The following is a 25724-nucleotide window of genomic DNA, read 5'->3' on the forward strand; positions in this document are numbered from 1 at the left end:
ACTTCCTGGCCCGCAACGCCGCCGAGACGTGATCGGTGGCCTATCGTCGCGGATCTAGGAGGTGCGGATGCCGGCCCACGAGTCGCGGTCCACCGGTACGCGTTCGATCCGTCGCGATGTCGCGTCCGCGCGCGCGACCCTGGACGCCGTCGAGCGCATCGCCGGCGGTCTGGCCACCGCGATCCTCGCGGCGCTCGTCCTGGTCTGGTTGGCGGTCGTCACGCTGGCGAGCGTCGTCGGTGTCGGCCTCCTGCTGGTGCCCGCCGCGCTGCGTGCGCTGCGGGCAGTGGCCGACCGGGAGCGCGCACGGCTCTCGCGGTGGGGGCCGGAGGTCATCGGCGCGCCGCCGGTTCCGACGGGGCTGCGCGCGGCGCTCGTGGACTCCACGACACGGCGCGAGCTGGGGTGGGTCGCCGTCCACGCAACCGTCGGGCTGCTGGTCGGACTGATCGGCCTGACCCTGCCCCTCAACGCGGTACGCGACGCGACGTTCATGCTGTGGTGGCAGCTGGTGCCGCCGGCCGACGCCACCGCGTCCGTCGGGCTGTGGACCGTGCACAACTGGCTGGGCGCCGTCGGGGTGGGCCTGCTCGGCGTGGGATGGGTCGCCGTCATCGTCGTCACCTTCCCGGGCATGGCACGGTTGCAGGCGTGGCCCGGACGGCGACTGCTCGCACCTGATCGGGGCACCGACCTCGCACTGCGGGTCTCCCAGCTCACCGCAACCCGCGCCGGCGCGCTGGACGCGCACGCCGCCGAGCTGAGGCGGATCGAACGGTCGCTGCACGACGGGACCCAGAACCCGATCGTGGCCGTCACCATCCTGCTCGGGGCGGCCCGGCGGGCGCTGGCGCGCGACCCCGCCGACGTCGATGCGATCCTCGAACGCGCCCAGACCGCCGCCGAGCAGGCGCTCGCCGAGCTCCGCGCCGTCGTCCGCAGCATCCTGCCCCCGGTGCTGACCGACCGGAGCCTGGCCGACGCGCTGGCCGGCCTCGCCGCGACCTGCCCGGTGCCGTGCCGGGTCGACGCCGCGGTCGCCGACCGGTGCGCTGCATCCGTCGAGGCGACGGCGTACCTCGTGGTGGCCGAGGCGCTCACGAACGTCGCCCAGCACAGCCACGCCGGCCACGCCACCGTCACGGTCCGCCGCTACGGTGACCAGCTGCACGTGCAGGTCACCGACGACGGCCGCGGCGGCGCCGACGAACGCAGCGGGACCGGGATCCTCGGTGTCCGTCGACGGATCGAGGCCCACGACGGGACGTTCGGTCTGACGAGCCCGCCCGGTGGCCCCACCGTCCTCGAGGTGAGGCTGCCGTGCGGATCGTGATCGCCGAGGACGACCCGCTCCTGCGCGAGGGTCTCGCGCTCCTGCTGCGCGCGGAGTCGCTCGACGTCGTGGCCACCGCTGCGACCCCCGACGCCTTCCTGGCTGCGATCGACGACTACGAGCCGGATGTCGCCATCGTCGACGTCCGGATGCCACCGACGCACTCCGACGAAGGGATCGTCGCAGCCGTCGAGGCGAGGCGCCGCCAGCCTGGGCTGGCGGTGCTGGTCCTGTCGGCGTACGTCGAGCAGGCGTTCGCCACCGAGCTCCTCGCGTACGGCGGCGCCGGACTCGGGTACCTCCTGAAGGAGCGGGTCGGGCGGGTCGAGGAGTTCCTGGCGGCGCTGCACCGGGTCGCGGCCGGCGGAACGGCCATCGACCCCGAGGTCGTCGCCCAGCTGCTCGCACGCACCCGCGCCGACCCGCGACTGGACCGCCTCAGCCCCCGCGAGGTCGACGTCCTGGCCGTCATGGCCGAAGGACTGGGCAACAGTGCCATCGCCGAACGGCTGTTCATCACCGAGGGCGCCGTCCACAAGCACATCCGCAGCATCTTCTCCAAGCTCGACCTGGCCCCCACCGACCGAGCCGACCGCCGCGTCACAGCCGTCCTGCGCTACGTCGACGACGCCCAACGGCGAGCCTGACCGTCGGGTCAGGACCGGCGCTCGGCGCACCCTCTTCCGCCGGCCGCCCGTCGCGATCAGACCCCCGGCACGACGACCCCCGACTCGTACGCCACGACGACGAGCTGGGCCCGCGCCGTACAGCCGAGCTTGCCCAGCAGCGCGTGGACGTGCGCCTTGACCGTCGTGAGCGAGATGCCCATCGCGGTCGCGATAGCGGCGTTGGCCCCGCCCCGCGCGACGGCGCGCAGCACCTCGAGCTCCCGGGGGGTCAGCGACCCCACCGCGGACGCAGCCGCCGCGGGGCGCCCGAGCGACGGGACCGACGAGCGCCACTGGCCGAGCACGAGCACCGTGGCCGCGGGGTCGAGCATGCTGCCGCCCGCGCTCACGCGCTGCACAGCCGCCACGAGCGTGCCCGGGTCCGTGTCCTTGAGCAGGAAGGCGTCCGCGCCGGCGTGCAGCGCGCCGGTCACGTACTCCTCGTCGTCGAACGTCGTGAGCACCGCGACGCGCACACCGTCGAGGTCCGGGTCCGCTCGGATGCGGCGGGTCGCCTCCACGCCGTCGACCACCGGCATCCGGACGTCCATGAGCACGACGTCGGGGCGCCACGCGCGGGCCGCCTCGACGGCCTCCGCTCCGTCACGCGCCTCGCCGACCGTCACGATCCCAGGCTCATGGTCGAGGATCATCCGCAGGCCCAGGCGGATCATCGCCTGGTCGTCGGCGATGACCACGCGGATCGCCGAGTCGGCGTCGTCCGGCGCGCCCACCTCGCGGTCGACCTCGCGGTCGACCTCACGCTCGCCGCTCGGGTCGGCTGCCATCGCGTGGCCGTCACGCATACCTCGGGACCTCCATCCGCACGACCCAGCCGCCATCGCCCGCGGGCCCCGCGACGAGCGTGCCGCCGCAGGTCGCGGCCCGCTCACGCATGTGGACGAGCCCGTTGCCCTGCCGGCCGCGTGCGGTCGGCGCGACGGCCGGGCCCAGGTCGTCCACGGTCAGGACGACCGACCGCGCGGTCACGTCCAGCACGACCCTCGCGCTCGCGGCGGCGGAGTGCACGAGCACGTTGGAGAGCGCCTCCTGGGCGACCCGGACCACGGCGAGCCCGAGGACCGGCGAGGACGGTGGCCACTGCCCGGGCAGGGACGCGTCGACCGTGAGGCCGGCGCCGCGCACGCGTTCGAGCACGGCCGGGAGATCCGCGAGCGTCGGCATCGGCGCGAGAGGGACCCGCCCGCCGTCGGGGCCGTCGGTGACCCCGACGGTCGCGCCCGCACCAGGGGCCGAGCCCGCGCCGACGACCGCGCGCCCACCACCGGACCGAGGCCCGGCGCCCGCCACGTCCCGGCCCGGCGCCCCCGGCGGGACGTCGTCGTCCCTCAGCACGCGGACGAGCGACCGCATCGAGTCGAGCGCCTCGCGGCCGGCGGGGCCGATCCACCGGACGGCCTCCCGGTAGGCCTCGGGCCGGGACCCGCCCACCCGGTCGGCGGCCTGCGCCCGGACGACGATCGCGGTCACGTGGTGCGCCAGGACGTCGTGCAGCTCACGCGCGATGCGGGTCCGCTCGTGGTGCACGGCCTCGCGCGTGCGCAGCTCCTGGACGGCCCGGAGCTCGGCGTTTCGCTCGGCGAGGGACGCGGTGGTCTCCTCGAGCCGGCAGAACACCGAGCCCAGCACGGTCGCGGCCAGCACGAGCGACACGAGCAGGAGGAGATGCGTGACACCGCCCCCGACCGGTGCGCCCCGGCCCTCGACGAGCGAGACGACGCCGGGCACGGAGCCGGCGGTCAGCGCGATGGTCGACACACTCGCGACCGCGGCGACGAGGAGCCGCGGCAGCGCGCCGGACCGTGTCGCGGCGAAGGCCGCGATCATGAGCGGCAGCACGTGGAAGTCGGACTGCAGCGCGGAACCGTGCAGCACGAGCCCGTACGTGGCGGGGTAGACCAGCGCCGTGACCCAGAACCCGAGTCCCGGCACGCTGCGGCGCAGCGCGAGGGGCACCGCGAGCCACAGACCGGCCCACCAGTACGACTCGATCCACCGGGGGTGCCAGTAGTCCCAGCCCGACGCGAGAGCGACAGCGACGAGCCACGACCCGCTCGCGGCGAGCGCGAGCACCACGTCGGCACCCGACGGCGGACGGTGGAGCGGGCGGGGGCCGAGGGCTGGACGACCGGGCTCGGACACGGTTCGACGCTAAGCCGCTTCGTGCCGCGGCCCCACCCCCCGAGGGCCCACCCTCACCGCGCGGCCCTCCACCCCGGGACCTCCCGACCGTCCCGGGTCATCCCCCTCAGGTCGCGCCCACTCCCCCGGGCGCCTTGATCGCCCGGTCAGGGCCGTCGCGGCGCCGATGGGACCGCCGGGCGACGCGGGACCCGGGCACGGCTCGCGAGGCTCGAAGACATGACGACGCGCCCCCAGACCCCTCGCCGCCCCGCCCGCCGCCGGCGCCTCTCCACCACGCTCCTGGTGCTCCTCGTGGTCGCTGCCGCCTGGCATGCCTCGGGGCCGCTCCTGCGGGCGGCGGGCCTCGACATCCGTGCGGTCGGCGGGACGGGCGCCTCCCCGGGCACACCGTCCGCGGCCACGGGCCTGGATCCCGAGCTGCAGCGCAGGTTCGACGTCGCTCAGGAGGCGGCCGCCGCCGAGAACGTCACCTTGCGCATCACCTCCGGCTGGCGCTCGACCACCGAGCAGCAGGCCCTCCTCGACGGCGCGGTCGAGCGCTACGGGTCGCTCGCGGAGGCGAGCCGCTGGGTTCTGCCGCCCGAGGACTCGGCGCACGTCCAGGGGCAGGCCATCGACGTCGGCGACACCGAGGGGGCGCTCTGGCTCGGCGAGCACTCCCTCGAGTTCGGTCTGTGCCGCACGTACGCCAACGAGATGTGGCACTTCGAGATGCTCACCGACGGCGCCACGGCGTGCCCCGAGCCGTCCGTGGACCCGTCGGGCGGGTGACGACCGTCGGGCGCCTACGGGGTTCGCACTGACCTGACGCCGACGGGAAGGTCACCCGTCCGGGTCAGCGGTCGATCCACCGCTGCATGTGCTCGGGGTACCTGTCTCCGGTCAGGTCGATGCGGTCGCTGGCCTCGGTGAGCTCTGCGAGGTCCTGCGGGCTGAGCTCGACGTCGAGTGCGCCGGCGTTCTCCAGCACCCGGTGGAGCTTGGTGGTGCCGGGGATGGGCACGATCCACGGGTGCTGGGCGAGCAGCCACGCCAGCGCGATCTGCGCGGCGGTGGCGCCGGTGCGTGCGGCGATCACCGTGAGGTGGTCGACGAGTGCCTGGTTGGCTGTGCGCGCCTGCTCGGTGAAGCGCGGCAGGCTGCTGCGCAGGTCGGTGTCGGCGAACGCGGTCGTGCTGCTGATCGCGCCGGTGAGGAAGCCCTTGCCGAGCGGGCTGAACGGAACGAGCCCGATGCCCAGCTCGAGCAGCGTCGGCAGGATCTGCGCCTCGGGCTCGCGCCACCACAGCGAGTACTCGCTCTGCAGCGCGGTGACCGGCTGGACGGCGTGGGCCCGTCGGATGGTGCTCACCTCGGCCTCGGACAGGCCGAAGGACCTGACCTTGCCCGCGGTGATGAGGTCCTTGACGGCACCGGCGACGTCCTCGATGGGTACGTCGGGGTCGACGCGGTGCTGGTAGAGCAGGTCGATGCAGTCCACCCTCAGCCGGCGCAGCGAGTCCTCGACCGTCGCCCGGATGTGCTCGGGCCGGCTGTCCAGCCCGGTGGATCTGGTGCCGTCGACGCTGAAGCCGAACTTGGTGGCGATGACCACCTGGTCGCGGACCGGTGCGAGCGCCTCACCGACGAGCTCCTCGTTGGTGAACGGCCCGTACACCTCGGCGGTGTCGAAGAACGTGATGCCGCGGTCGACAGCGGCACGGAGAAGGGCGATGCCATCCTTGCGGTCGACCGGCGGTCCGTAGCCGTGGCTCAGGCCCATGCAACCCAGCCCGATCGCGGAGACCTCGGGTCCGTCGCTGCCGAGCGTTCGACTCATCATGACTGTGCTCATGACCGGCATCTCGACACCGTTGTTCAGGGTGACTGCGTGCTTCTGGCTGACCATGCTGCGCTTCCTTGGGTCGAGGCGGGCGGGCAGGCGCGCGGGCTCACGGTCCACCGTCGTCGTCGACACCCATCCAAGCGCGCCCCACGACGCCGTGGCAGTGACCGGTCTTCCCGGTAACGCCAGACCCTCCCTCGCGCCTACGGGCCCGATCTCGAGCATCTCCGCTCGCGATCCGGATGGCGGTGAGCGCTCGGCCGCTGCAGACCAACGCCCCCAGGCACCGGGCAACGCCCCATTCGGCTCCGGACTCAGCTCCCGTGGCGCGTGCGCTCCAGGCGCTCCCCCGTCGTGACTCGGGGCAGCACCTCGAAGTAGGGCAGCCGCCGGGACACAGCGAACCCGAGCACGTGGGCGAGCCGGAGCGAGCCCACGTTGTCCTCGCGGCACGACCAGACCGGTGTCAAGTCGGCAGCGAGCAGGTCCTCGATCATGGCGGAGGCAGCCACGCTCGCCAGGCCGCGCCGCCGGTAGTCCGGATGCGTCTCGATCCCGATCTCGAGCTCGTCGTCCACGCGGAACGCGCAGAACGAGATCGCCGCCGGCGTGCCGTCGACCTCGACCACCCACCCGCCGCCGCGAGCGAGGAAGGCGGCGGCGTCGGGCCAGAACCGTCCCGGGACTGTCGAGCCCTCCCAGGTGAAGTCGGCTTCCGTCGCGTGTCGCAGGCTCCAGGTGCCGGCATCGGTGCCGACCGGGGGCCGCGCCGCGAACGCAGAGGGTTCGAACGCGAAGTGGAGCCGGGTGCGCCGCACGGCGCCCACCGTCGCGCGCGCCGGACCGACGCTCCCCTCGGTGACCACGTACCGCTCGAGCGGCACCGCGCTGAGCATCCGATCCCAGTCCAGGCCGTGCCAGCTGGGCTCGACCTGGAGCCATTCGCCGAGCCCTCGCGCAGCGCGATCACCGATCCGCCTCACCACGTCGTCCACGACGGACTCCACGTCCGGACCCCAGACGAGCGACATCCCGCACGGGTGGACGGCGTGGAACGCGCGCGGCTCCCGTGGACGGTCGGCCCACAGCTCGCCCTCGACGAGGTCGTCGACGACGACGCGGGCGAAGCCGACGTTGACGTCCACGTCGGCAAGTGCCCGGCGTGCATCCGCGCGCAGCCCGCCTGGCATCCCTGGTCCTCTCGTCGTCGGCCCCGGCGCGTGCGAGGCTACTCCCGCGCCGTCCGGGGCCGGGCCCCGCGCAGCCGGCCCGGCGGCGCGCGTGATCGATGTGCGGCTCTCGGCATTCGTGGGGCGGGGGAAGATGAGTGGGGGTTCACCGGGTGCGGCGCTCGAGCGGCTCGCCGCCGGACAGCGTGCGGACGGTTCGTGGGGGCAGCAAGCCACGGCGCCTGGACGGATCGTGCCCACGATCTTCGCAGCACGTTCGCTGCAGGAAGCCGGACTGGACGATGAACCGTGCCTGTCGCGGGCGCTCGACTTCCTTTCACTGAACGCGGTGGTTGACGGTGGCGGTTCGATCGACGGAACCCGCGACTCGGTGGTGCCGTGCTACACAGGCATGATGGCCCGCCTGCTGGTGCGTGCGGGCCGCGCGGACGCGGCCATGCCCTTGCTGCAGTGGATCGTGCACCATCAGCCCGTCGTGTACGGCGGCGTGGTGTACCACGAGCCTGCGGGCCCGCTGTGGGGCGAATACCTGCGCACGCGGTACGGCGGTTGCATGGCTGCCACCACCTGCCTTCTGGGCCTGGTCCCAGCCGTCTCGGCCTTGGCGGCCGCTCGGAGGGCCGGCCTGCCCGTCGCCGCTGACGCCCATCTGACCGCCATGCGGCGCCTGTTGATCGACAGGCGGGTGATGTTCAGCAGGTCCGGCGCGATCGTGCCATTGGCCGGCCGCACCAGGACCGACCCCGAGGGCTCCAGGTGGGTGTTCCCGGCGTTTCCACTCGACTACGTGATCGACCTTGTCGAACTGGTGCAGCCGGCCATAGATGTTGATGTTCCGGCGAACGCGATGGCCGAAGCCGTGGACCTGATCCGGTCATGGAGACTCACGGACGGCGGCTGGCCGATGCTGGGCACGCGACGCGTGAGCCTGGCCTATCGCCCCGAGCCTGTGAACCGCCGACAACGCAGCGACACCATCACCCGCCGGGTGACCGAGCTGGGCCTTGAATGGGCCTGAGGGGTGCGGTCGCCGCACCGAGGGTCTCGGGGCACGCGACGGACTATCGCGAGCTGCCCGAGCCCATCCGCCTCGACGAGACCATCACCTCGCAAGAGGCCTCTGACCCTCCGGACCCCACCATGGGCCGCGACGCCGAGACCGAGTGGCTTCTGCGGAACGCCGCGGGCTAGTCGGACCTTCGCAGCAGAGCCGACACCGCTGCCGTTCAAGGCGCGACCGAGACACGACCGGCCATGCCGAGAAGCGGACGGCGGTTGGAGAGGCCTTCGAACCCTGACACGGCAGGTCGGGACTCGGATTGAGCGCCGTGCCGTGAACGGACTCGCACCACGCCTCGCCAGCGGTGGTGTGGTGTGCCGGCCGCCGGGGGTAGACGACGACGGCGCCCTTGGCCCACCGTTGTCCCACGAGTCCGACCTGAGAGGGACACCCCATGGCACTTCGCTGGTACTCCACCGTCGTCGAGTCCCGCGACCACCGCGCCCTGGCGCGCTGGTGGGCCGGGGCGCTCGGCTGGGACGCGGTGGTAGAGACGGATGACGAAGTGGTCCTGGTCCCGCAGTGGGCAGGTGAGTTGGCGCCCACGTTGCGATTCGAGCAGGTGCCGCCGGGTCTCGTCTTCGTGCCCGTTGAGCACGACAAGCACGGCAAGAACCGCTTGCATCTGGACCTGGCACCGCACGTGAGCGCTGATCGGGACGCCGAGATCGAGCGCCTTCTGTCACTGGGCGCGACACGGGTCGACGTCGGCCAGGGCGCCGCAGCGACGTGGGAAGTGCTCGCCGACCCAGACGGAAACGAGTTCTGCGTGCTGTCCTCCCGCGAGTACTGACGGCCAACGCGCGGTCCGTGCAATGGTTCGGCGACGGTGCCCCACCCCGGGTGGGTCGACGCGCGGTCATGCCGCACTGAGGGCGGCTACGCTCGCCCGGATCGGCCGCACGCGGCACGGCGGCATGGCGTCACGCGCTCATGCCCGACCGCGGTGGGAGAGTTGCGGCATGGGTGCTGGCGACCTTGACAGCGTGATGCAGCCCGGGGAGTTCCTGGTCGCATACGACTACGGCATGGGTGGCCTCTGGGGCGTGCTCGTCGCGCCGTCGCGGGAAGCGATCCTCAAGAAGTACCCCGAGCTGGGAATCGCCGACGCTCTGCCCGCGTGGATGAACCTGGAGCGCCTCGAGCGACTCCGACAAGACCGTCTTTGGCTGGGCGAGGAGCCCCCTCAAGGGCTTCTGAAGGCGCTCGTCGCGGACCGCGGCAAGACCTGAACGCACGCTCATGCCGCCTGCCGTGGAGGAGGGGCAGGGGGCGCTGTCGCGGTCGACGGCGCGTCAGGGCAGGTTCAGCGAGCAGGCCGACGGCGGCAGTCCGAGCGCCTCCCGGAGGCGCAGACCGGCCTGGATGCGCTCCTCACGCAGACGCTCCCGCTCATCGAGACGGGCCCCGTAGTACCCCTCGTCCGCGGCCGCAGCGAGAAGGAACGTGTCGTCGGCCTCGACGGCACGGATGAAGTCGTCCGCACTGGACACCGCGTCGCGCGGGAACACGATCGCCCGGACGCCGACCAGGAAGTCCGCGTCGATGGTCGCCGCAGTACGCATGTCGTCACGCGACATCATCATGTTCTGCTCCGCGATCGTGTCGGAGAGCTCGCGACGGGCCCCGAGCGCGTCGTGCGTGGTGGCGGCGTACTCCCGAGCGGCCGCGGACGCATCGGCGGGCACCGGCGGGTCGCAGCTGACCGGCACGGGTCGCACCATGGCGCAACCGGTCAGCAGTGCCACCGCGACGCACCCTGCCGCGACCTTCCGCACCCCTCGCCACCCCATGTCCACCCTCTCGACACGCAGCGCCCGTTCCTTGATCCCACACCGGCGACAGGAGTCACGCGGTCGTCGTCGTCGTTCCCCTGCGCGCGTCAGTACGCGCGGAGCCACTCGACGACGTCGCCGCGGACGATCATCGTGAGCCGCCGCAAGGTACGTCACCCCGTCGGCCTCGGACATCGGCGGCCGGAGGGCCGCGGTCGCGAGGCCGACACAAGACCCCAGCCCCTCGGGCCTCAACCGGGGGCCGGTCGGGGTGCGGCACCCGGGTCGTGCGTGGGTCCGCTCCGGCGATGCAGGAGCACCTCGGTCGCGTGGTCGGCGAGCGCGTCACCGGCGGATCCGTAGAGGTGGAACACGGCGTCGGCGCCGTGCCGTCGTAGCTCCGCGACGTCGTCGTCGTACCGCGCCACTGCGGCCACCTTGCCCGTGAAACCGGCGGCATGGAGGCGGGCCAGGGCGATGAGGTTGGCATTGTGGAACGGCATGGCGAGCACCACCACCTGCACACTTCCGGCCCGCTTCACCCGGGCCCAGAACTCCACGTCGGTGGCATCGGCGCGGAGCACGTCGTAGCCCTGGTCGGCGAGCTCGGTCACCCGGCTCTGGTCATGCTCGACGCCGACGACGGACAGCCCGTACTCGTCTCGCAGACGTGAGTAGGTGGCCGAGCCGATGCGGCCGAGGCCGAGCACCAGGGCGTCCGCCTCGCCGACGTCGACCAGCCGGTCGTCAGGGTGCAGCTGGTAGGTGCTGTGGTGCGGCAGCAGTCGGACCATCCGGGTGGCCAGCTCGACCCCACGCCGGTTGACCAGGGCGGACACCGCGAAGCTCATGGCGACGGCCAGCGAGATCACGAGCACCCAGCGCTCCCTCAGCAGACCGGCCGACGCGCCCACGGAGGCGACGATGATGCCGAACTCCGAGAAGTTGGCCAGGACGAGACCTGCGAGGAATGCCGTGCGTCGTCGCAGCCGCATGGCCCACAGCAGTACCGCGTAGAAGGCGACCTGGGCCGGCAGGACGAGCAGGAGCGCGGCCGCCAGCAGCAGGTCCTCGAGGCCCGGCCGGCCGTGCAGCCCGATCTGCAGGAAGAACGCGACGAGCATGAGGTCCTTGAAGGTCATCAAGGAGCGGGACAGCTCGGGTGCGCTCGGGTGCCTCGCCAGGAGCATGCCCATGACGAGGGCGCCGAGCTGACCGTCCACGCCGACCGCCTCGAACAGGCCCCAGCCGACTGCCACGGCGACCGTCACGCCGAACAGCGCCTGCAGCTCGCCGTGCCCGATCCGGTCCCAGATCCGGTGCAGGAGCCACGCCGCCGGCACGAGCAGGACGAGCGCGAGGGCCCACGGGCTCGGCAGCTCCCCGCCCGCCACGGCCATGAAGGCGACAGCTGCCACGTCCTGCATGACGAGCAGGCCGACGGCGATCCGCCCGTACAGGGACGTCGTGTCGGACCGGTCCTCGAGAACCTTGACGACGAACACCGTCGAGGAGAACGACAACGCGAACCCGACCAGGGCGAGCGCACCCGCCGGCTCGTCGGCGACCAGTCCGTTGCCGACCACGGCGAGCAGGCCGAGGAAGCCCATCCCGACCGCTGTGGAGAGCACCACGTGGACGCTGGTCGTCAGCCAGATCTCCCGGCGCAGCAACGTGCGCGCGTCGAACTTGAGCCCGATCGCGAACAGCAGCAGGACCACACCCAGCTCGGCGATCGGCTCGAGCGCCGTCGGTTCCGGTGCTCCCAACGCGCCCAGGGCGAAGCCCGCCGCGAGGTATCCGACGAGGGGCGGCAGCCGCACCGCCACGGCGAGGAGTCCGCCGACCACGGCGGCCGCGAGGTACAGGCCAAGCGCCATCTGCACTCCTCCCGGTCGTGCCGCAATCCTCGCGCACGGACCGACGTCGAGCGATGGCAGCTCACCGTCGACCCGGCGGAGACGGCCGAGCAGGTACGTCCGGTGGGAGGCCGCGGTCGGCCGGGCCGCAACCTGGGGCGCTCACACCTCGGCCGGGGGCCTGTCAGGTCGGGCGGCCCGAGCGGTCAGCAGCTTCACCAGGGCGGCGGCCGAGACGATCGCCCACACACCCTCCAGCAGGAGGAAGCCCCACTGCCTGCCGATCGCGGCATCGACCGCGAGCATCGAGGACCCGACCAGGTTCAGCAGCAGGTACGCCGTCGCGTCGGTGGTCAGCCGGTTGAGCTGAGCGAGGACGAACGGCACGAGGATGAGCAGGGACCCGGCGAGCTGGAAAGCAGGGTGCACGACGACGCTCCTTCGCATCGTCTTCGCCGGCCGGGTACGACGCGCCTCGTCCGGGTCGACGCCGCTACGCCAGACACCGGCAGTTTCGCACGAGTGCGTGGCTCGCCGCGCCCACCGGGACGCCCGTCCGGACGGTCAGGGCGCCATGAGCCCCTCCGCCGGCGGACGGCGCCCCGGTGAGGAGGTCAGGGTGCCGTCCGGGCGGTCACCGGCCGGACCGGTGACCTCGCACGGTGACGGTGGCGGGATCGGTTGACGCCGTCCCGTGCGGGTTGTGGAAGACGGCGCGCCACTGGCTGCCGTCGAGGCCTTCGTCGACGCGCAGCGTCACCGTCGTGCGACCCCGACGGTCGAGCACGTCGGTGGCGTGGTCCACCCAGGTCCGGCCGCCGTCGTCGGACCGCTGCCAGACGGCCACCGGGGTCGGCGTGCCCGACGCCGCGGCGGTGAGACGTACGACGCCGTGCTCGGAGGCCCGGGTGTCGTGTGGCTGCAGGGTGACCTCGGGCAGCGCCACGGTCTGGTCGACCACGGGCCAGCCGTCGACCCAGCGGAGCTTCTGCAGGCCGAGCGTCGGGAAGTACGGGATCTCCTCGTTGGCGGCGTCGTAGTAGTGGAACGCGAGCCAGCCGTCGTCGACGGACTGGCCGCCCGGGCCGACGATCGCGCCGTGCTCGGCGAGGATGACCGTGCCGCCCCCGCCGAACAGGTCGCGGCCCTCCTGATCCAGGTACGGTCCGGTGACATCCCGGGACCGCCCGACGGCGACCTTGTAGGTCGAGTCCGCGCCGGCGCAGCACCGGTCGAACGAGACGAACAGGTAGTACCAGCCGTCGTGCTCCTCGACGTACGGGGCCTCGATGGGGTTGCCTGGGATGAAGCGGTCGGCGATGTTCACCGCGGTGTCGCGCCAGTTCGCCACCGGCTTGCCGCTGGGCCACTCGAGCTCGACGAGCCAGATGCCGTACCAGTACGAGCCGATCGCCATGTACGGCGTGCCGTCGCGGTCCTCGACGATCCCGGCGTCGATCGCGTTGAACGTCTTGCCGTCGGGCAGGCCCTCGACCGGGGACGAGACGACCTCGCCCTGGTCGGTCCAGGCGTAGTCCGGGTCCTCCGGGTCGAGGGTCGGCGAGGTCGCGAGGGCCGTGATCGAGGTGTTCTGCCCGAAGACGGACGCCGAGTAGTACAGGTAGTAGGTGCCGTCGTGCTCGTAGACCTCCGGGGCCCACAGGTTGTCGACGCCGGTCAGGCGCTCGTCGATCCACGCGGGGATCTGGTCCCAGATCGTGCCCACGTACTCCCAGGTGGTGCCGTCGTCGGTCGACCGCCAGTGCTGGATCGTCCCGCCGTTCTCCCGGTTGACCAGGCCGGTGGAGAAGACGTGCCAGGTGTCGCCCTCGACCACGAGGGCCGGGTCGTGGATGGGTGAGGTCTCGCCGACGACGCTCTTGCCGCCGTACGGGTCGTCGCCCTGACCGTTGTTGCGCCCGGCGTCGATGCCCGGGCCGGCGCTCGCCGCACTGCCGAACGTGACGGTCACCGCGACGGCCGCAGCCACCGCCGTCGACCGCAGACGTGAACTGTTGCGCATGCTTCCCCCTCATCTACATCGTTGTAGATCCCGCAGAGCCATCGTCCCCGCTTCACCCGGATGGGTCAACCCCTGCTGGGCTTCCGCCCCCTGCTCGGCGTGCAGCGCCGCGGCGGCAGGCGCAGCATGGGCAACACCCCTCCGCACCGACCGGGGGTCACGTCCGACAGATCTCCGCAGCGGCGCTCAGCAGCAGCTGGGCCACCGAGTCGTTCGGCACGGCGAGCTCGGTGGCCCACGCGCCGGCTCGGATCGTGACCATGGTGGCGCCTGGGTAGACCGGGTTGGGCACGACGTCCAGGCGATCGGGGGCGCCGAGCGGGATCACCAGGCGCGACGACGAGTTCACCGGCACACTGCCTCGCACCAGCCATGCGTGCCGACCGAAGACCTCCAACGCGACCGCGTCCGCCGAGACGACGGCACCGTGCAGGGTCATCGGCGACAGTGCGTGCAGCGCGCGTCGAACGGAACCCTGAAGGCCTTCTCCGCTCGGGGCCAGGGGCCTCCGTCCGTGACACGCCCAGGCGATCAGGTCGGGGTTGCCGCGGCGGACCTCGAGGAAGTCGCTGACCAGGAGCTTGTCGGCGGGCCCGGCGTCCGGCGACGCCGTGACGTCCGCGGGGGGCCGGGCCGCAGCCAGGAGCGCCGAGCTGACGGGGCTCGACGGTCTCGCGCCGGCGCCCGCCCGGAGCTCGTCGACCAACCTGTTGACCTTGGCTCGTGCCGCGCCGTTGTAGCGCACGGTGACCGACGCACCCGCGGACGTCGCGACGGTCAGCCGACCGTCCAGGAGGTTGACCACGTCGTGGATCGCGACCACGTCGACCAGTGGGACGGTCAGGACGTCATAGCCGGGGCCGTCGGCTGACCTCACGCCTCGCGTGGCCGTCACCGCGTGTCGGCTGAGCACGGTCAGCTGGTCCTGTTCCAGGACCAGGAGATGGTCGTACAGGTCCATGTCCGCCGTCGCGTCCCTGCGCGCGATGTTGCGCGGCACCTTGAGCACCACACGCGCCGCGCCGAGGTCGATCGGGTAGGCGCGAAACAGCCGGGGCACGTCCTCGGGGACGTGGACCTCGTCGATCCAGGGTCCGAAGCGGTCGAACTCGCTGACCCCCGCATGGGCGACGTTCACGGCTGGCTCTCTCCTTGGGGTCTCGGGGTCGAGTCGTCCTGGCTGATGCGCGACAGCGCCGTGGTGCACGTCCGCAGGTCGAGGCCGTCGAGCTTGTCCAAGATGCGACGCCGGACACCCGCCACGTGCGCCGGATGAGCCTGGGCGAGACGTTCGTGCCCGGCCTCGGTGATGACCGCCTCGTGGACGCGACCGTCGGAGGCACTCGGTCTGCGCTCCACCAGACCCTTGCCCTCCAGCAGCTTGACGACCCTGGTCACCGCACCCAGGGTCAGCGCCGTCGCCGCCGCCAGGTCGCCCATCCGCAGCCGCCCTTGCGGGGTCTCGGACAGGTGCATCAGGGCGAAGAACTCGCTGATCGACAGACCGTGCGCCCGACCCAGGTCGGCCTCGAAGGCCCTCGGGACGAACACCACGGTGCGCGCCAGCGCACGCAGGAAGTCCTGCTCCTCGGGGCTGAGGGGCCGAACGCCTGGGTCCGCCGTGGTCACGGCGATACTTTAGCAGTGAAGTTTATGCCCACCCGGGACCCGCGGGCCGAGCTCTGTCCTCGACCACGTGGGGCGACATCGGGACCGACCGGGAGTGCCGGGGCCACGCCAGGCGGTGCGGGTGGCGACGTCCTGGGCCTTCCCGGCGTAGCACCGCGGCGGGATGATCGGAGACCAAGCCGCCGCCGGCGGCGACCGCGGCACCGCCCGCGACATCGCTCTCGGTGTCAACGGGGCCGCCCGGAAGGCCACAGCCTTCTGGCACGACTGGATGAGCCAGGAGCTCACCTTCCTCCGAAGCACAGCAGCCCTGGCGACGCGTCAGCGTCATCGTCAACGGCAGCCCCAGCTCCGTCCCTGCCGGCGACGGGGAGCGATCCGGTGGACGCTCCACCGTGCTCACCGTCCTTGACCTGCGCTACTTACCGAGTATGGTTTGCTGCCTACATACCGAGTATGCGCAGGGGGCACCGTGTCTGTTCGTCAGGGGATCGTGGCGCTGTTGGCCGAGCGGCCGATGCACGGCTACCAGCTGAAGACCGAGTTCGAGCGGCGCACCGGCGGCACGTGGCCGGTCAACATCGGGCAGGTCTACACGACGGTCCAGCGTCTGATCCGCGATGGGCTGGTCGAGCCGGTCCCCCACCCGGGCGAGCGAGAGCTGGAGCGGTTCCGGCTGACCGAGGCCGGCGCCGCGGAGGCCGCCGCCTGGTGGTCGCGGCCGGTGGAGCGTGGCGCGCCCGCGAGGGAGGAGCTGGCGATCAAGCTGGCCCTCGCGGTGACCGCGCGGGGGGTAGATGTGCGGGCGGTGGTGCAGGCCCAGCGCACCGAGACGATGCGCGCCCTGCACGACTACACCCGGCTCAAGGCGACCGGCCGACCCGACGGCGAGCCCGAGGCGGACCTGGCCTGGTCGCTGGTGCTGGACCACCTCGTGTTCGCGGCTGAGGCCGAGGTCCGGTGGTTGGACCACGTCGAGGCGCGGGTCGCCAGGGCTGCCGTTCGTCCAGCCGCCGTTGATCCGGCGCCGGCGGCCGAGAACGCCGCGCAGCCTGGCGGTGTGGCGTCGGCGCAGGGGGCCGACGCCACCCGCGGAGCACGCCGATGACCCCGGCCCTCGGCCCGGTACTGCTGTCCCTGCGCGGGGTGCACCGGGTCCACGGTCACGGCGCCACAGCGGTCAACGCCCTGCGCGGGGTGGACCTGGACGTGCGCCTGGGCGAGCTCGTCGCGGTGATGGGCCCGTCCGGTTCGGGCAAGTCGACCCTGCTCAACCTGGCAGGTGGGCTGGACACCCCGAGCGATGGCACGGTCACGCTGGCCGGCACGGAGATCTCGGCACTCGACATGCGCGGCCGCGCACGGCTGCGCCGGCGCAGCGTCGGATACGTGTTCCAGGACTTCAACCTGATCCCCGCACTCACAGCCGCGGAGAACGTCGCCCTCCCCCGCGAGCTGGATGGCGTGGCCACCCGCGCAGCCCGACGCGAGGCACTGGTCGCGATGGACGACCTGGGCATCACCGAGCTCGCGGACAGGTTCCCCGACGAGATGTCCGGTGGCCAGCAGCAGCGGGTGGCGATCGCCCGCGCCCTGGTCGGGCCCCGGCGTCTGGTGCTGGCCGACGAGCCGACCGGCGCCCTCGACTCGGTCACCGGTGAGGACGTCATGCGCCTGCTCCGGGCCAGGGTCGACGCCGGCGCCGCCGGGCTGCTGGTCACCCATGAGGCGCGGTTCGCGGCCTGGGCCGATCGCACGATCTTCCTGCGCGACGGCATCGTGGTGGACACCACCGGCACCCCCGCCGGACCCGAGTCGCTCCTGGCCGGGCACGCCGCAGGCGAGCACTGATGAGCGGTTGGTGGGCTCGATGGCGGGTGGCCGCCCGGATCGCACGGCGTGAGGCGCGGCGGGCCAGGCCCCGCACGGCGCTCGTGGCACTGCTGGTCGCCCTGCCTGTCCTGGCCGGCTCGACGTGGTTGGTCGCGCTGGCCTCGTCTGTCGCGACCGACGCGACGTTCTCCCGGCTGATGCTGGGCACGGCCGCTGAGGCGCGGGTCCGCCACGAGTGCCCGGTCGCCGTCGCCCAGGACCTGCGCGGCGGGACCGGTGGCAGCTGCATGTACGACGAGACCACCGTCACCAACGAGAGCCCCGCGGGGCTCGAGCAGGACGTGCGCGGGGTGCTCGGGCCGGAGGCGACGCTGCGCGAGCTCGTCACCGCCGGCGCTCGCGCTGTCGGGGCCGGCCAGGGACTCGAGCTCGACTACGGCGAGCTCACCCTGGACGAGCTGACCAGACCCGTGCTGCCACTCACGGCCGGGCGCCTCCCGAGCGCGCCGGGCGAGGTGGTGGCAATGCCGTGGGTGCTGCAAGGCCTGAACGCCTCGATCGGCGACACCGTGACCATCACGGTCTCGAACGGCGCACCCGCCTCGACCCTCGTCGTCGGGGAGCTGTCGAAGCACGCGCAGGTCGCAGCGGTCGTCGGCCTGCCGGGCACCGCGCCGGCCCTGGCCGCAGTGGCGACGCCCTCGCCGGCCGATGCCAGGCTCGAGTGGTTCGTGGGCGGTCCCGTGCCCGTGACGTGGGAGCAGGTGCTCGACCTGAACGAGCTCGGGTTCGTCGCGGCCAGCCGCGCCGTCCTCGCCGATCCGCCACCGCGCAGCGCGATGCCCTACTACCAGGACGGCTGGTCGGCCGCCGACACCCCAGCTGTGTCGTCGCTGACCGTCTACGCCGGGCTGATCGGGGTCGGGCTGACCGAGATGGTCCTGCTGGTCGGGCCCGCGTTCGCCGTCGGGGCCCAGCGCTCTCGTCGCGCGCTCGCACTTCAGGCCGCTGTCGGCGCGGACCGCGCTCAGCTGCGCCGAACGGTGCTCGGCGGCGCACTGGTCATCGGCCTGGGTGCATCGCTGGTCGGGGCCGCGGCCGGTACCGTCCTCGGCGCGGTCCTGATCAAGGCAATGGGCGAGCTCGTCAACCTCGTGGTGCCGTGGGCGCAACTGGCCGGGGTCGTCCTGATCGGGCTGCTGGTCAGCCTGGCGGCCGCGGCACTTCCCGCCCGGGCGGCGGGAAGGCTCGACGTGCTCGCGGTCTTGAACGGGCACTCCCGTGCCACAGCACACGGGCACCGCTCGACCCGGGCCGGGCTTCTGGTAGGACTGCTCGGCACCATCGCGGTTCTCGTGGGAGCCGTGCGCTCCCTACCCACGGTGACCCTCGCTGGCGTGGTGGGCGTCCTGCTCGGGACCGTCGCGTCCGCGCCCGGACTGCTCGCCCTGGCCGCCAGGGTGCACGTCCGGCTCCCGCTCGCCGGTCGGTACGCACTGCGCGACGCGCTCCGTCACCGCTCCCGCACCGGTCCCGCGCTGGCCGCGGTGATCGCCGCTGTCGCAGGTGGCGTCACCGGGGCGACGCTGCTGGCCGGCGACCTCGCGCACACCCGCAACACGTACGTGCCCACCGCCACACAGGGCGTCCTCCGAATCGTCCTCGACCGGACCTGGCTCACCGGCGACGACCGCATCCACGTCCCCGCGCGAGCCCTCGCGGCAGCCGCCGACGCCGCGCCTCTGGGCGACCTCGCCCCGATCCAGATCCTGACCGTCGACGGCGCACCGAACGCGATGATCGCCGTGCGCACCGCGACCCCGACCGACAACCAGTGCCCGCTCTGGGCGATCGAACGGGCCCTGACGCCCCAAGAGCGTGCCGACGGTTCCCGCGACGCCCGCTGCGCGACGACGGGTACGAGCTGGACGAAGGGACTGACCTACGGCGGACTCGACGTCGTCGTGGACGACGGGACCATGGTCCGCACGACAGGGCTGCCTGGCAGCGCCGCCGCAGCTGACGCACTCGCCGACGGCGCAGCTCTCGTCTACGACTCCAGCGCCCTCTGGCCGGACGGGACGGTGCACCTGACCGTGAACGTCGACGGCACGGACGTGGCGGAGCTCGCCGTGCCCGGGCACGTCCTTCGCGCCTCGTTCACCCAGCAGGGCCCGGTCATCCCCACAGCTGCCCTGCCCGGGCTCGAAGCCGCTGGCATCACCAACCTGCAGGTGGGGGCACTCGCGGCGCCCGCGGGCGCGGTGACCGAGACCGAGCTCGCCGCCGCCAGGACCGCCGTTGCACGGGTGGCGGGCGCGGCCCCGTTCACGATCGACTCCGCCGTCCCAACCATGCCGGCACCGCACCAGATGACCGTCGCCGGCGTGGCGATCGCCCTCGCCCTAGCCCTGGCCGCGACCTGGATCGCCGTCGGCCTCGCCGCCGCCGACCAGCAGCCCGACCTGGCCACCCTCGCCGCCGTCGGCGCCGAACCCGCCTGGCGTCGACGGCTCGCAGGCGCCCACGCCGCCGTGCTCACCGGGGTGGGCACCGCCCTCGGGCTCGTCATCGGCGTCATCCTCGGCGCGGCACTGACCCTCGGCAGGCGCGGAGCATGGCCCGACCTCGACCCGGCATGGACCGTCCAGATCCCCTGGGCAGTGCTGACGGCGATTGCCATCGGCCTGCCGACCATCGGGGCGACCGTCGTCATGGCCGTCACCCGATCACGGGTCATCATGGTCCGGCGGCGAGCGGACTGACTCGGACGATGCACCCGCGGCGTACCCCGGGACGAGGCGGGACCGGGACCGCAGTGTGGTCCCGGCCCCTGTCCCGGCGGGCAGCCCCGTGGACGGGGCCTCCACAAGGACCTCAGTCGACCCGTAGTGCTTCGGGGGCACGGCCGACCGAGAGCTGACCCTGCGTGAGCAGGCTCCGGAACGCAGCGGCCTTGGCGGGACCACGTGCGGCGAGGAGCTCGTCCGCTGCCGCCCTGTCCGCCACGACGGCGAGGGAGACGTGCTTCCCAGTGCCCTCGACCCACGCCACCAGGCGGTCGGTGACCTCCGGCCTGCTGCCGTGGATGTCGACGAGTGACGGATCGGCCGTGGTGATCGACGTGACCTTCCACTCCTCGTCGAGGTCCAGGACCAGCGACGTCCAGAGCGACGTGCCGTCGTGGACCCCGAGGATCGCCGTGGTGCCCGGGGCGACGAACGCCCGAGCCGCAGCGTTCACATCCTCGAGCGACGCGCCGATCCGCCACTGCAGGCCGAGTGTGTCCCGGGCGGTGCCGGGGTACGTGACGATCCCGTCCGAGTAGGCGTCGAGCGCCGCGTACGTGCCCTGGACGAACACATCCAGGTCGGCGTCGATGTCCCACGCGTCCTGGACCTGGGCGAAGTACGCGTCCACCGCCCGCCGCTCCATGATCACGACGAAGTCGACGACGCCGTCGTTCGCGTCGAACAGCTCGCGGGCCAGCCCGTGCGGGTCCGTGACCGTGTCCACCCGACCCGTGACCTCCTGGCCGTGGGTGTGCCGGAACTTCAGGACCCGACCGGCCTCGTGGATGACCACGAGGCGGCGCGCTCCCTTGGCCGAGCGCAGCAGGAGGGCCTGCGCGTTGCGCCACTGGTCGACATCGATGTCCGCCATCAAGACGTCCTTGTGCAGCATGAGGTTTCCCCTCTCAGGCGGTGACGGTGCACCGGTAGATGTGGATGGAGTACGGCGCGAGCGTCTCGGCGATGGCGGTGCCATCCGTCGTGACGTCCCGGCCGTCCCAGAGCTCGCGCACTGCACCGAGGCGGCCACCGACCTCGACGACGGCGGCAATCGGCACCGCCGTCGGGTTCGCGACGAAGACGAGCTTCGCGGTGGGGTCGTCCCCTGCGCCGTGAACGGTGACGTCCAGGCCCGGGTCGTTGACCGTCACCCTGGTCAGCCCAGCAGCCTCGCCGACCTCGGCCAGGACGGCTGCCACCTGCGCGAGCTCGGAGACCAGCACGAGCCGGCCCGATCCGACCGCAGCGACCCGCGCACCCTGCGCGGACACGGTTGCGCCGGCGAGGGCGTCGGCCAGGACGGTGCACGGTCGCATGACGCTGTCCAGCGTCGGCGCCTTGGGACCCATGACCACGGTCCCGCCGGCCTCGGCGAAGGCCACCAGCGAGGCCTGCAGACCCGCATCGAGGTAGTCGAGCGTCGAGACGACCACGACCTTGCGGCCGGCCCAGCGCTCGGGCCGCAGCGCGGTGTCGGAGAGTACTGAGCCGTACCCGGACCCGGCCAGGGCGGCCGAGAAGGCACCGAACCAGGTGCCCTTGAGCAGCTGGACGGGCTGGTCGAAGCCCAGCGCGTCCTCGCTGATGGTCAGGGCGCCGGCGTACTCGGAGAAGCCGGACGGAGTCTCGAGGAAGTCCCCGGGGAAGGAGATCAGCACCGAGGTGGCCTCGAGCCGGTCGTACTCCCTGTTGGCGAGCAGGAGCACCTCGGCCTCCCGACCGAACCGCAGGTACTCGGCCTCGTCGAGCAGGGTGTTGACCTTGCCGAAGACGCCGACCTTGTCGGCGCGCTCCCGGCCGTCGCGTCGGATCGGCGAGTCCAGCCAGCGATCGCGCTCGACGAGCATGTACCGGCTGAAGCCCCTGATCCCGTGCATGAGCGCGGCCTTGGTGACGAACTCCTCGTCGGACAGGTCGCCCGGGTTGAGGTACCAGGGCCACACGCCGGCGATGAACTCCGGGATGTACGGGTAGCGGCTGGTGCCCACGACGTAGGACACGACCGTCTTGACGTGCGCGTAGAGCTCCTTGCGGGCGTAGATGTCGAAGCCGACGAAGTCGAGCTTGTCCTCGAGCTCCATGAGGTTGAACGGCGTGGTGAAGCCTGAGGCGGCGCCACCCGGGCCCAGGGGGTGCGGGTAGTTGTGGAACAGGGCGATCCCGCCGAGCCCACGCTCGCGCATCATCCCGGCGAGGCGGTCCATCGCGGTGATGAGGTAGCGCTCGCGGTACTCCGACCAGTCGGCGTACCAGGGGATCTGCGTGTACGTCGTGCCCTCGAACCGCCGCGGAGGCTCGACCGACGCGAGGTCGGCGTGCTCGGTGCCGTAGGCCGCGTTGATCCCCGCCAGTCCGCCGTGCTTGGTGGCGAGGAACTCGCGGTAGCCGGCGATCGACTCGTCGGAGTAGTCCGCGGCGTAGGCGTTGACGTTGAAGAAGTACGCCATCTCGTTGTCCACCTGCGCGGCGACGATGCCGCCGTGCGGGTACGCGTGCTTGGCGAGGATGGCGCAGATCGCATCGAACCACAGCGCGGTCTCGTCGAGGAACTCCTCGCTGGCGTAGTTGAGCGCGGGAATCGGCTTGGGCACCTGCGTGAGGATGACCTTGGAGCCCTGGGCGCTGCGGGCGTGCAGCCGCTCGTTGGCCAGGATCCGCTTGGGGTAGCCGAACCACGTGAGCTCGGAGTTGATCTGCGGGCCGGGCCGCACGACGATCGAGAACCCCTTCTCCTCGCACAGCGTGAGGAAGGCGTCGATGTCGTTGGAGGGGTTGATCTCACCGAAGTCGAACCGGCCCTTGGAGATCTCGTGGACCTCCCACGGGATGTAGATCGAGATCATGGTGAAGCCCATGGCGCGGACCGAGTCGAGGATCGGTGCCCAGCGGTCGCGCTCCAGCCGCCAGTAGTGCACGGCGCCGCCGTACATCGCGGTGGGTTCTCCGTGAAGGGTCAGGGCGCTGTCCTGTACTGCGATGGGGCGGTGGGTGCCGGAGTTCTGAGGCACGACTGCTCCTTTCCTTATGGGTGGGTGCTACTTCTTCCGGGCGAGGGCCACCGCGAGGACGATGATCACGCCCCTGACGACCTGCTGCTGGCTCGAGTCGAGGCCCGCGAGGATGAGGCCGTTGTTGATGAGGCCCATGAGCAGGGCACCGAAGAGGGTGCCGATCACGGAGCCGCGCCCGCCCGACAGGGCGGTGCCGCCGAGGATGACCGCCGCGATGGCGCTCATCTCGTCCCCGGCGCCCCACTGGAAGCGGCCCGACTGGAGTCGTCCCGCGTAGAGCATCCCGGCCAGCGCGGAGGCCATCGCGGAGATCATCATGACCCGGAACTTGATCGAGGCCGTGTTGATGCCGGAGTACTCCGCCGCGGTCCGGTTGGCTCCGGTGGCCAGGACCTGGCGGCCGAACCGCGCCTTCTTGAGCACAACGGCGCCGATGCCGACGACGAGCGTGCTCCAGATCACCAGCCCAGGCAGGAACCCGATGTTCCCCGAGCCGAAGACGGTGTTGTAGAGGTCGTCGAGGATCGGCTGGGGGGCCGAGGCAGTGACCCACTGGGCGATGCCGGCGGCGATGCCGAGCATGGCCAGGGTGACCAGGAACGACGGGATCCGCACGAAGGCCACGAGCGAGCCGTTGATCGCCCCGACGATGGCACCGACGGCGAGCCCGGCGAGGATTCCGGGGACCAGGCCGAACCGGGAGATCGCCATCGCCGTGGCGATCGAGGCCAGGCCGGCGATCGAGCCGACGGACAGGTCGATCTCGGCGTTGGCGATGACGAAGGTCATGCCGACCGCGATGATCGTGACGATCGCCGTCTGGCGAAGGATGTTCAGCAGGTTCGTGGTGCTGAGGAAGCCCTGGTCGCCGAGCAGGACGGCGAAGACCAGGAACACCACGACGAAGCCGACGTAGATGATGTCGCGCCGCCAGTCGATCCTGGCGGTCAGCCGCCGCAGGGCGCCGCCACGGGTGGCGGCCGGTGCGCTCGTCGTCGTGCTCATGCCGCCAGCCCCTGCACCGCGAGCTCGAGGTCGACCTCGGAGCCGACCTGGTCTGCGTCGAGACTGTCGACGACGACGCCGCCGCGCATGATGAGGAACCGATCGCACATGGCGATCAGCTCGGGGTACTCCGACGAGATCACGATGATCCCCTTTCCGGTCTGGGCGAGCTCGCGCACGATGCGGACGATCTCTGACTTGGTGCCGACGTCGACGCCGGACGTGGGCTCGTCCATCACCAGGACGTCGGGATCGGTGCCCAGCCACTTGGCGATGACGATCTTCTGCTGGTTGCCGCCGGACAGCAGTCGGGCAGGGGCGTCCGGGCGGGCGACCACGATCCCGAACCGCTCGATGAGCGAGTCCGACAGGTCCCGGACCTTGTCGGTGGCGACCAGACCCCAGCGACGCAACGTGGCGAGCAGCGGGAGCGTGAGGTTCTCGCGCACCGAGTGGTCCAGGACCAGGCCCTGCAGGCGCCGGTCCTCGGGGATGAGCGCGATACCGGCCTCGATCGCCGCGGCGGGCGAGCCGAGCTGGATCAGGGCGCCGTCCTTGCGGACCTGTCCCGAGGTGATGGGGTTGACGCCGAACAGCGCGCAGGCGAGCTCGGTGCGCCCGGCGCCCATGAGCCCGGCGATGCCGACCACCTCGCCGGCGCGGACCTGGAAGGTCGCCCCCCTGACGCCGTCGGCGTGAAGGTCCTGCACGTCGAGGATCACCGGCAGGTCGGCGGTGGAGCGGTGGGACCGCTCGGCCTGCCCGGCGAGCTCGCGACCGGCGATGCCTGCGACGATCTGCTGGGGGGTGATCTCGTCCAGCCGCGCGGTGATCAGGTGCGCCCCGTTGCGCAGGATGGTGATGCGGTCGGCGATCCGGTAGATCTCGTCCATCCGGTGCGAGATGTAGATGATCGAGATGCCCTGGGCCTTGAGCCGGCCGATGAGGGCGAACAGTGCGTCGACCTCGTGCTTGGCGAGCGAGGCGGTGGGCTCATCCATGATGAGTACCCGGGCCTCCTGGCTCAGGGCCTTGGCGATCTCGGTCAGCTGCCACTGCGCCGTCGGCAGGGTGTCGACCTCGGCGCCTGGGTCGATCTCCACCTCGATGCGCTGCAGCAGGGCGGCGGCCCGCTCGCGCATCTGGGCGTCGTCGATGAGGCCGGCGCGGGTCGGCTCGCTGTCCAGGAAGATGTTCTGAGCAACGGTGAGGGTGGGGATGAGTGAGAACTCCTGGAACACCATGCCGATGCCGGCTGCCTTGGCCGCGTGGATCGAGGTGGCCTGCAACGGGGCGCCGAACACCTCGACCGTCCCGGCGTCGCGCTCGTAGACCCCCTGGAGGATCTTCATGAGCGTCGACTTGCCCGCGCCGTTGCCGCCGGCGAGGGCGTGGACCTCTCCCGCCTCGACCTCGAAGCTCACGTCTCGCAGGACGGTGACGCCGTCGAAGGCCTTGCTGATCGAGTCCATGCGCACCGCGGGCTGGGCAGGGGAAGGCATGGTCACCTCCTGGGTGAGCCGATGGGGTGGTGGCAGTGGTGCGGACCGGGGCA

The 25724-nt window shown here is 72.1% G+C and carries 23 protein-coding genes and 1 riboswitch; of the genes, 9 read left to right on the forward strand and 14 right to left on the reverse strand.

Annotation, left to right across the window (positions count from 1 at the left end; genetic code table 11):
- Positions 1 to 67 precede the first annotated feature (67 nt).
- Positions 68 to 1333, forward strand: coding sequence for a sensor histidine kinase (locus tag K415_RS0102785; protein WP_024285585.1), 1266 nt, complete (start codon positions 68 to 70; stop codon positions 1331 to 1333).
- Positions 1321 to 1980, forward strand: a complete 660-nt coding sequence (locus K415_RS0102790; protein WP_024285586.1) for a response regulator transcription factor — start codon at positions 1321 to 1323, stop codon at positions 1978 to 1980. Before K415_RS0102785 ends, K415_RS0102790 begins: the two co-directional genes overlap by 13 nt.
- A gap of 56 nt (positions 1981 to 2036) precedes the next feature.
- Here the strand turns inward: K415_RS0102790 and K415_RS0102795 are convergent, their stop codons facing one another.
- Positions 2037 to 2807, reverse strand: a complete 771-nt coding sequence (locus K415_RS0102795) for a response regulator transcription factor (protein WP_024285587.1) — start codon at positions 2805 to 2807, stop codon at positions 2037 to 2039.
- Complete coding sequence (locus K415_RS0102800; RefSeq protein WP_024285588.1) at positions 2800 to 4164, reverse strand: sensor histidine kinase; 1365 nt, start codon at positions 4162 to 4164, stop codon at positions 2800 to 2802. The genes K415_RS0102795 and K415_RS0102800 overlap by 8 nt, the downstream gene beginning before the upstream one ends.
- 219 nt (positions 4165 to 4383) lie before the next feature.
- Here K415_RS0102800 and K415_RS0102805 point away from each other — a divergent pair, with 219 nt between their 5' ends.
- Complete coding sequence (locus K415_RS0102805; RefSeq protein ID WP_024285589.1) at positions 4384 to 4938, forward strand: M15 family metallopeptidase; 555 nt, start codon at positions 4384 to 4386, stop codon at positions 4936 to 4938.
- Positions 4939 to 5002: 64 nt separating this feature from the next.
- On the opposite strand, the gene K415_RS0102810 is transcribed toward K415_RS0102805, so the two are convergent.
- Positions 5003 to 5989, reverse strand: coding sequence for an aldo/keto reductase (locus K415_RS0102810; protein WP_024285590.1), 987 nt, complete (start codon positions 5987 to 5989; stop codon positions 5003 to 5005).
- 317 nt (positions 5990 to 6306) lie between these two features.
- Entirely contained in the window at positions 6307 to 7182 is an 876-nt protein-coding gene (locus K415_RS22460; RefSeq protein ID WP_024285591.1) for a GNAT family N-acetyltransferase, read from the reverse strand.
- A gap of 232 nt (positions 7183 to 7414) precedes the next feature.
- Between K415_RS22460 and K415_RS0102820 the strand changes: the two genes are divergently transcribed.
- The 3 genes from K415_RS0102820 to K415_RS0102835 all read left to right on the forward strand — a co-directional run bounded on the left by K415_RS0102820 (position 7415) and on the right by K415_RS0102835 (position 9474).
- A complete protein-coding gene (locus tag K415_RS0102820; protein ID WP_024285592.1) occupies positions 7415 to 8200 on the forward strand; it encodes a hypothetical protein in 786 nt (261 codons plus the stop codon).
- 436 nt (positions 8201 to 8636) lie between these two features.
- Positions 8637 to 9035 carry a VOC family protein gene (locus K415_RS0102830; RefSeq protein WP_024285594.1) on the forward strand — a complete coding sequence of 133 codons (399 nt, stop codon included), beginning with the start codon at positions 8637 to 8639 and terminating at the stop codon, positions 9033 to 9035.
- A 169-nt stretch (positions 9036 to 9204) separates the two neighbouring features.
- A complete protein-coding gene (locus K415_RS0102835) occupies positions 9205 to 9474 on the forward strand; it encodes a hypothetical protein (RefSeq protein ID WP_024285595.1) in 270 nt (89 codons plus the stop codon).
- A 63-nt stretch (positions 9475 to 9537) separates the two neighbouring features.
- Here K415_RS0102835 and K415_RS0102840 read toward each other — a convergent pair whose 3' ends face one another.
- The 6 genes from K415_RS0102840 to K415_RS0102865 form a co-directional block, all read right to left on the reverse strand.
- Positions 9538 to 9990: a hypothetical protein gene (locus tag K415_RS0102840; protein ID WP_155859334.1), complete on the reverse strand. Its 453-nt coding sequence runs from the start codon at positions 9988 to 9990 to the stop codon at positions 9538 to 9540.
- A 278-nt stretch (positions 9991 to 10268) separates the two neighbouring features.
- On the reverse strand, positions 10269 to 11897 hold the full coding sequence (locus K415_RS0102845) for a cation:proton antiporter family protein (RefSeq protein WP_024285597.1): 1629 nt from the start codon (positions 11895 to 11897) through the stop codon (positions 10269 to 10271).
- A gap of 141 nt (positions 11898 to 12038) precedes the next feature.
- Positions 12039 to 12305 carry a hypothetical protein gene (locus K415_RS0102850; RefSeq protein ID WP_197024646.1) on the reverse strand — a complete coding sequence of 89 codons (267 nt, stop codon included), beginning with the start codon at positions 12303 to 12305 and terminating at the stop codon, positions 12039 to 12041.
- Between the two features lie 11 nt (positions 12306 to 12316).
- Positions 12317 to 12381, reverse strand: a riboswitch (guanidine-III (ykkC-III) riboswitch).
- A gap of 129 nt (positions 12382 to 12510) precedes the next feature.
- Positions 12511 to 13899 (reverse strand): glycoside hydrolase family 43 protein, encoded by a 1389-nt coding sequence (locus K415_RS0102855; RefSeq protein WP_024285599.1) that lies wholly within the window; start codon positions 13897 to 13899, stop codon positions 12511 to 12513.
- 157 nt (positions 13900 to 14056) lie between these two features.
- On the reverse strand, positions 14057 to 15037 hold the full coding sequence (locus K415_RS0102860; RefSeq protein WP_024285600.1) for a hypothetical protein: 981 nt from the start codon (positions 15035 to 15037) through the stop codon (positions 14057 to 14059).
- Positions 15034 to 15528: a MarR family winged helix-turn-helix transcriptional regulator gene (locus K415_RS0102865; RefSeq protein ID WP_024285601.1), complete on the reverse strand. Its 495-nt coding sequence runs from the start codon at positions 15526 to 15528 to the stop codon at positions 15034 to 15036. The genes K415_RS0102860 and K415_RS0102865 overlap by 4 nt, the downstream gene beginning before the upstream one ends.
- A 472-nt stretch (positions 15529 to 16000) precedes the next feature.
- Between K415_RS0102865 and K415_RS0102870 the strand changes: the two genes are divergently transcribed.
- The 3 genes from K415_RS0102870 to K415_RS0102880 are packed head-to-tail and all read left to right on the forward strand — an operon-like array spanning position 16001 to position 20126.
- Positions 16001 to 16636 carry a PadR family transcriptional regulator gene (locus K415_RS0102870; protein WP_024285602.1) on the forward strand — a complete coding sequence of 212 codons (636 nt, stop codon included), beginning with the start codon at positions 16001 to 16003 and terminating at the stop codon, positions 16634 to 16636.
- Positions 16633 to 17379 carry an ABC transporter ATP-binding protein gene (locus K415_RS0102875; protein WP_024285603.1) on the forward strand — a complete coding sequence of 249 codons (747 nt, stop codon included), beginning with the start codon at positions 16633 to 16635 and terminating at the stop codon, positions 17377 to 17379. The genes K415_RS0102870 and K415_RS0102875 overlap by 4 nt, the downstream gene beginning before the upstream one ends.
- The gene (locus K415_RS0102880; protein ID WP_081784845.1) at positions 17379 to 20126 is read left to right on the forward strand and encodes an FtsX-like permease family protein; all 2748 of its coding nucleotides are present in this window, start codon (positions 17379 to 17381) and stop codon (positions 20124 to 20126) included. The genes K415_RS0102875 and K415_RS0102880 overlap by 1 nt, the downstream gene beginning before the upstream one ends.
- A gap of 112 nt (positions 20127 to 20238) precedes the next feature.
- On the opposite strand, the gene K415_RS0102885 is transcribed toward K415_RS0102880, so the two are convergent.
- From K415_RS0102885 to K415_RS0102900, 4 genes are read right to left on the reverse strand one after another with little or no spacing between them, the layout of a single operon-like run.
- Entirely contained in the window at positions 20239 to 21024 is a 786-nt protein-coding gene (locus K415_RS0102885) for a hypothetical protein (protein WP_155859335.1), read from the reverse strand.
- Between the two features lie 34 nt (positions 21025 to 21058).
- A complete protein-coding gene (locus K415_RS0102890; protein WP_024285606.1) occupies positions 21059 to 23161 on the reverse strand; it encodes an alpha-amylase family protein in 2103 nt (700 codons plus the stop codon).
- A 27-nt stretch (positions 23162 to 23188) separates the two neighbouring features.
- Positions 23189 to 24169 (reverse strand): ABC transporter permease, encoded by a 981-nt coding sequence (locus K415_RS0102895; protein WP_024285607.1) that lies wholly within the window; start codon positions 24167 to 24169, stop codon positions 23189 to 23191.
- Positions 24166 to 25671, reverse strand: a complete 1506-nt coding sequence (locus K415_RS0102900) for a sugar ABC transporter ATP-binding protein (RefSeq protein ID WP_029663036.1) — start codon at positions 25669 to 25671, stop codon at positions 24166 to 24168. The genes K415_RS0102895 and K415_RS0102900 overlap by 4 nt, the downstream gene beginning before the upstream one ends.
- Positions 25672 to 25724 lie beyond the last annotated feature (53 nt).

The organism is Cellulomonas sp. KRMCY2 (genome assembly GCF_000526515.1).
Taxonomy (GTDB): Bacteria; Actinomycetota; Actinomycetes; order Actinomycetales; family Cellulomonadaceae; genus Actinotalea.

Coding starts and splice junctions, on each gene's coding strand:
- K415_RS0102855 (WP_024285599.1), bottom strand. CDS start 13,899: ATGCGCAACAGTTCACGTCTGCGGTCGACGGCGGTGGCTGCGGCCGTC.
- K415_RS0102830 (WP_024285594.1), top strand. CDS start 8,637: ATGGCACTTCGCTGGTACTCCACCGTCGTCGAGTCCCGCGACCACCGC.
- K415_RS0102875 (WP_024285603.1), top strand. CDS start 16,633: ATGACCCCGGCCCTCGGCCCGGTACTGCTGTCCCTGCGCGGGGTGCAC.
- K415_RS0102885 (WP_155859335.1), bottom strand. CDS start 21,024: ATGGCGGACATCGATGTCGACCAGTGGCGCAACGCGCAGGCCCTCCTG.
- K415_RS0102900 (WP_029663036.1), bottom strand. CDS start 25,671: ATGCCTTCCCCTGCCCAGCCCGCGGTGCGCATGGACTCGATCAGCAAG.
- K415_RS0102785 (WP_024285585.1), top strand. CDS start 68: ATGCCGGCCCACGAGTCGCGGTCCACCGGTACGCGTTCGATCCGTCGC.
- K415_RS0102835 (WP_024285595.1), top strand. CDS start 9,205: ATGGGTGCTGGCGACCTTGACAGCGTGATGCAGCCCGGGGAGTTCCTG.
- K415_RS0102895 (WP_024285607.1), bottom strand. CDS start 24,169: ATGAGCACGACGACGAGCGCACCGGCCGCCACCCGTGGCGGCGCCCTG.
- K415_RS22460 (WP_024285591.1), bottom strand. CDS start 7,182: ATGCCAGGCGGGCTGCGCGCGGATGCACGCCGGGCACTTGCCGACGTG.
- K415_RS0102845 (WP_024285597.1), bottom strand. CDS start 11,897: ATGGCGCTTGGCCTGTACCTCGCGGCCGCCGTGGTCGGCGGACTCCTC.
- K415_RS0102880 (WP_081784845.1), top strand. CDS start 17,379: ATGAGCGGTTGGTGGGCTCGATGGCGGGTGGCCGCCCGGATCGCACGG.
- K415_RS0102810 (WP_024285590.1), bottom strand. CDS start 5,989: ATGATGAGTCGAACGCTCGGCAGCGACGGACCCGAGGTCTCCGCGATC.
- K415_RS0102795 (WP_024285587.1), bottom strand. CDS start 2,807: ATGCGTGACGGCCACGCGATGGCAGCCGACCCGAGCGGCGAGCGTGAG.
- K415_RS0102805 (WP_024285589.1), top strand. CDS start 4,384: ATGACGACGCGCCCCCAGACCCCTCGCCGCCCCGCCCGCCGCCGGCGC.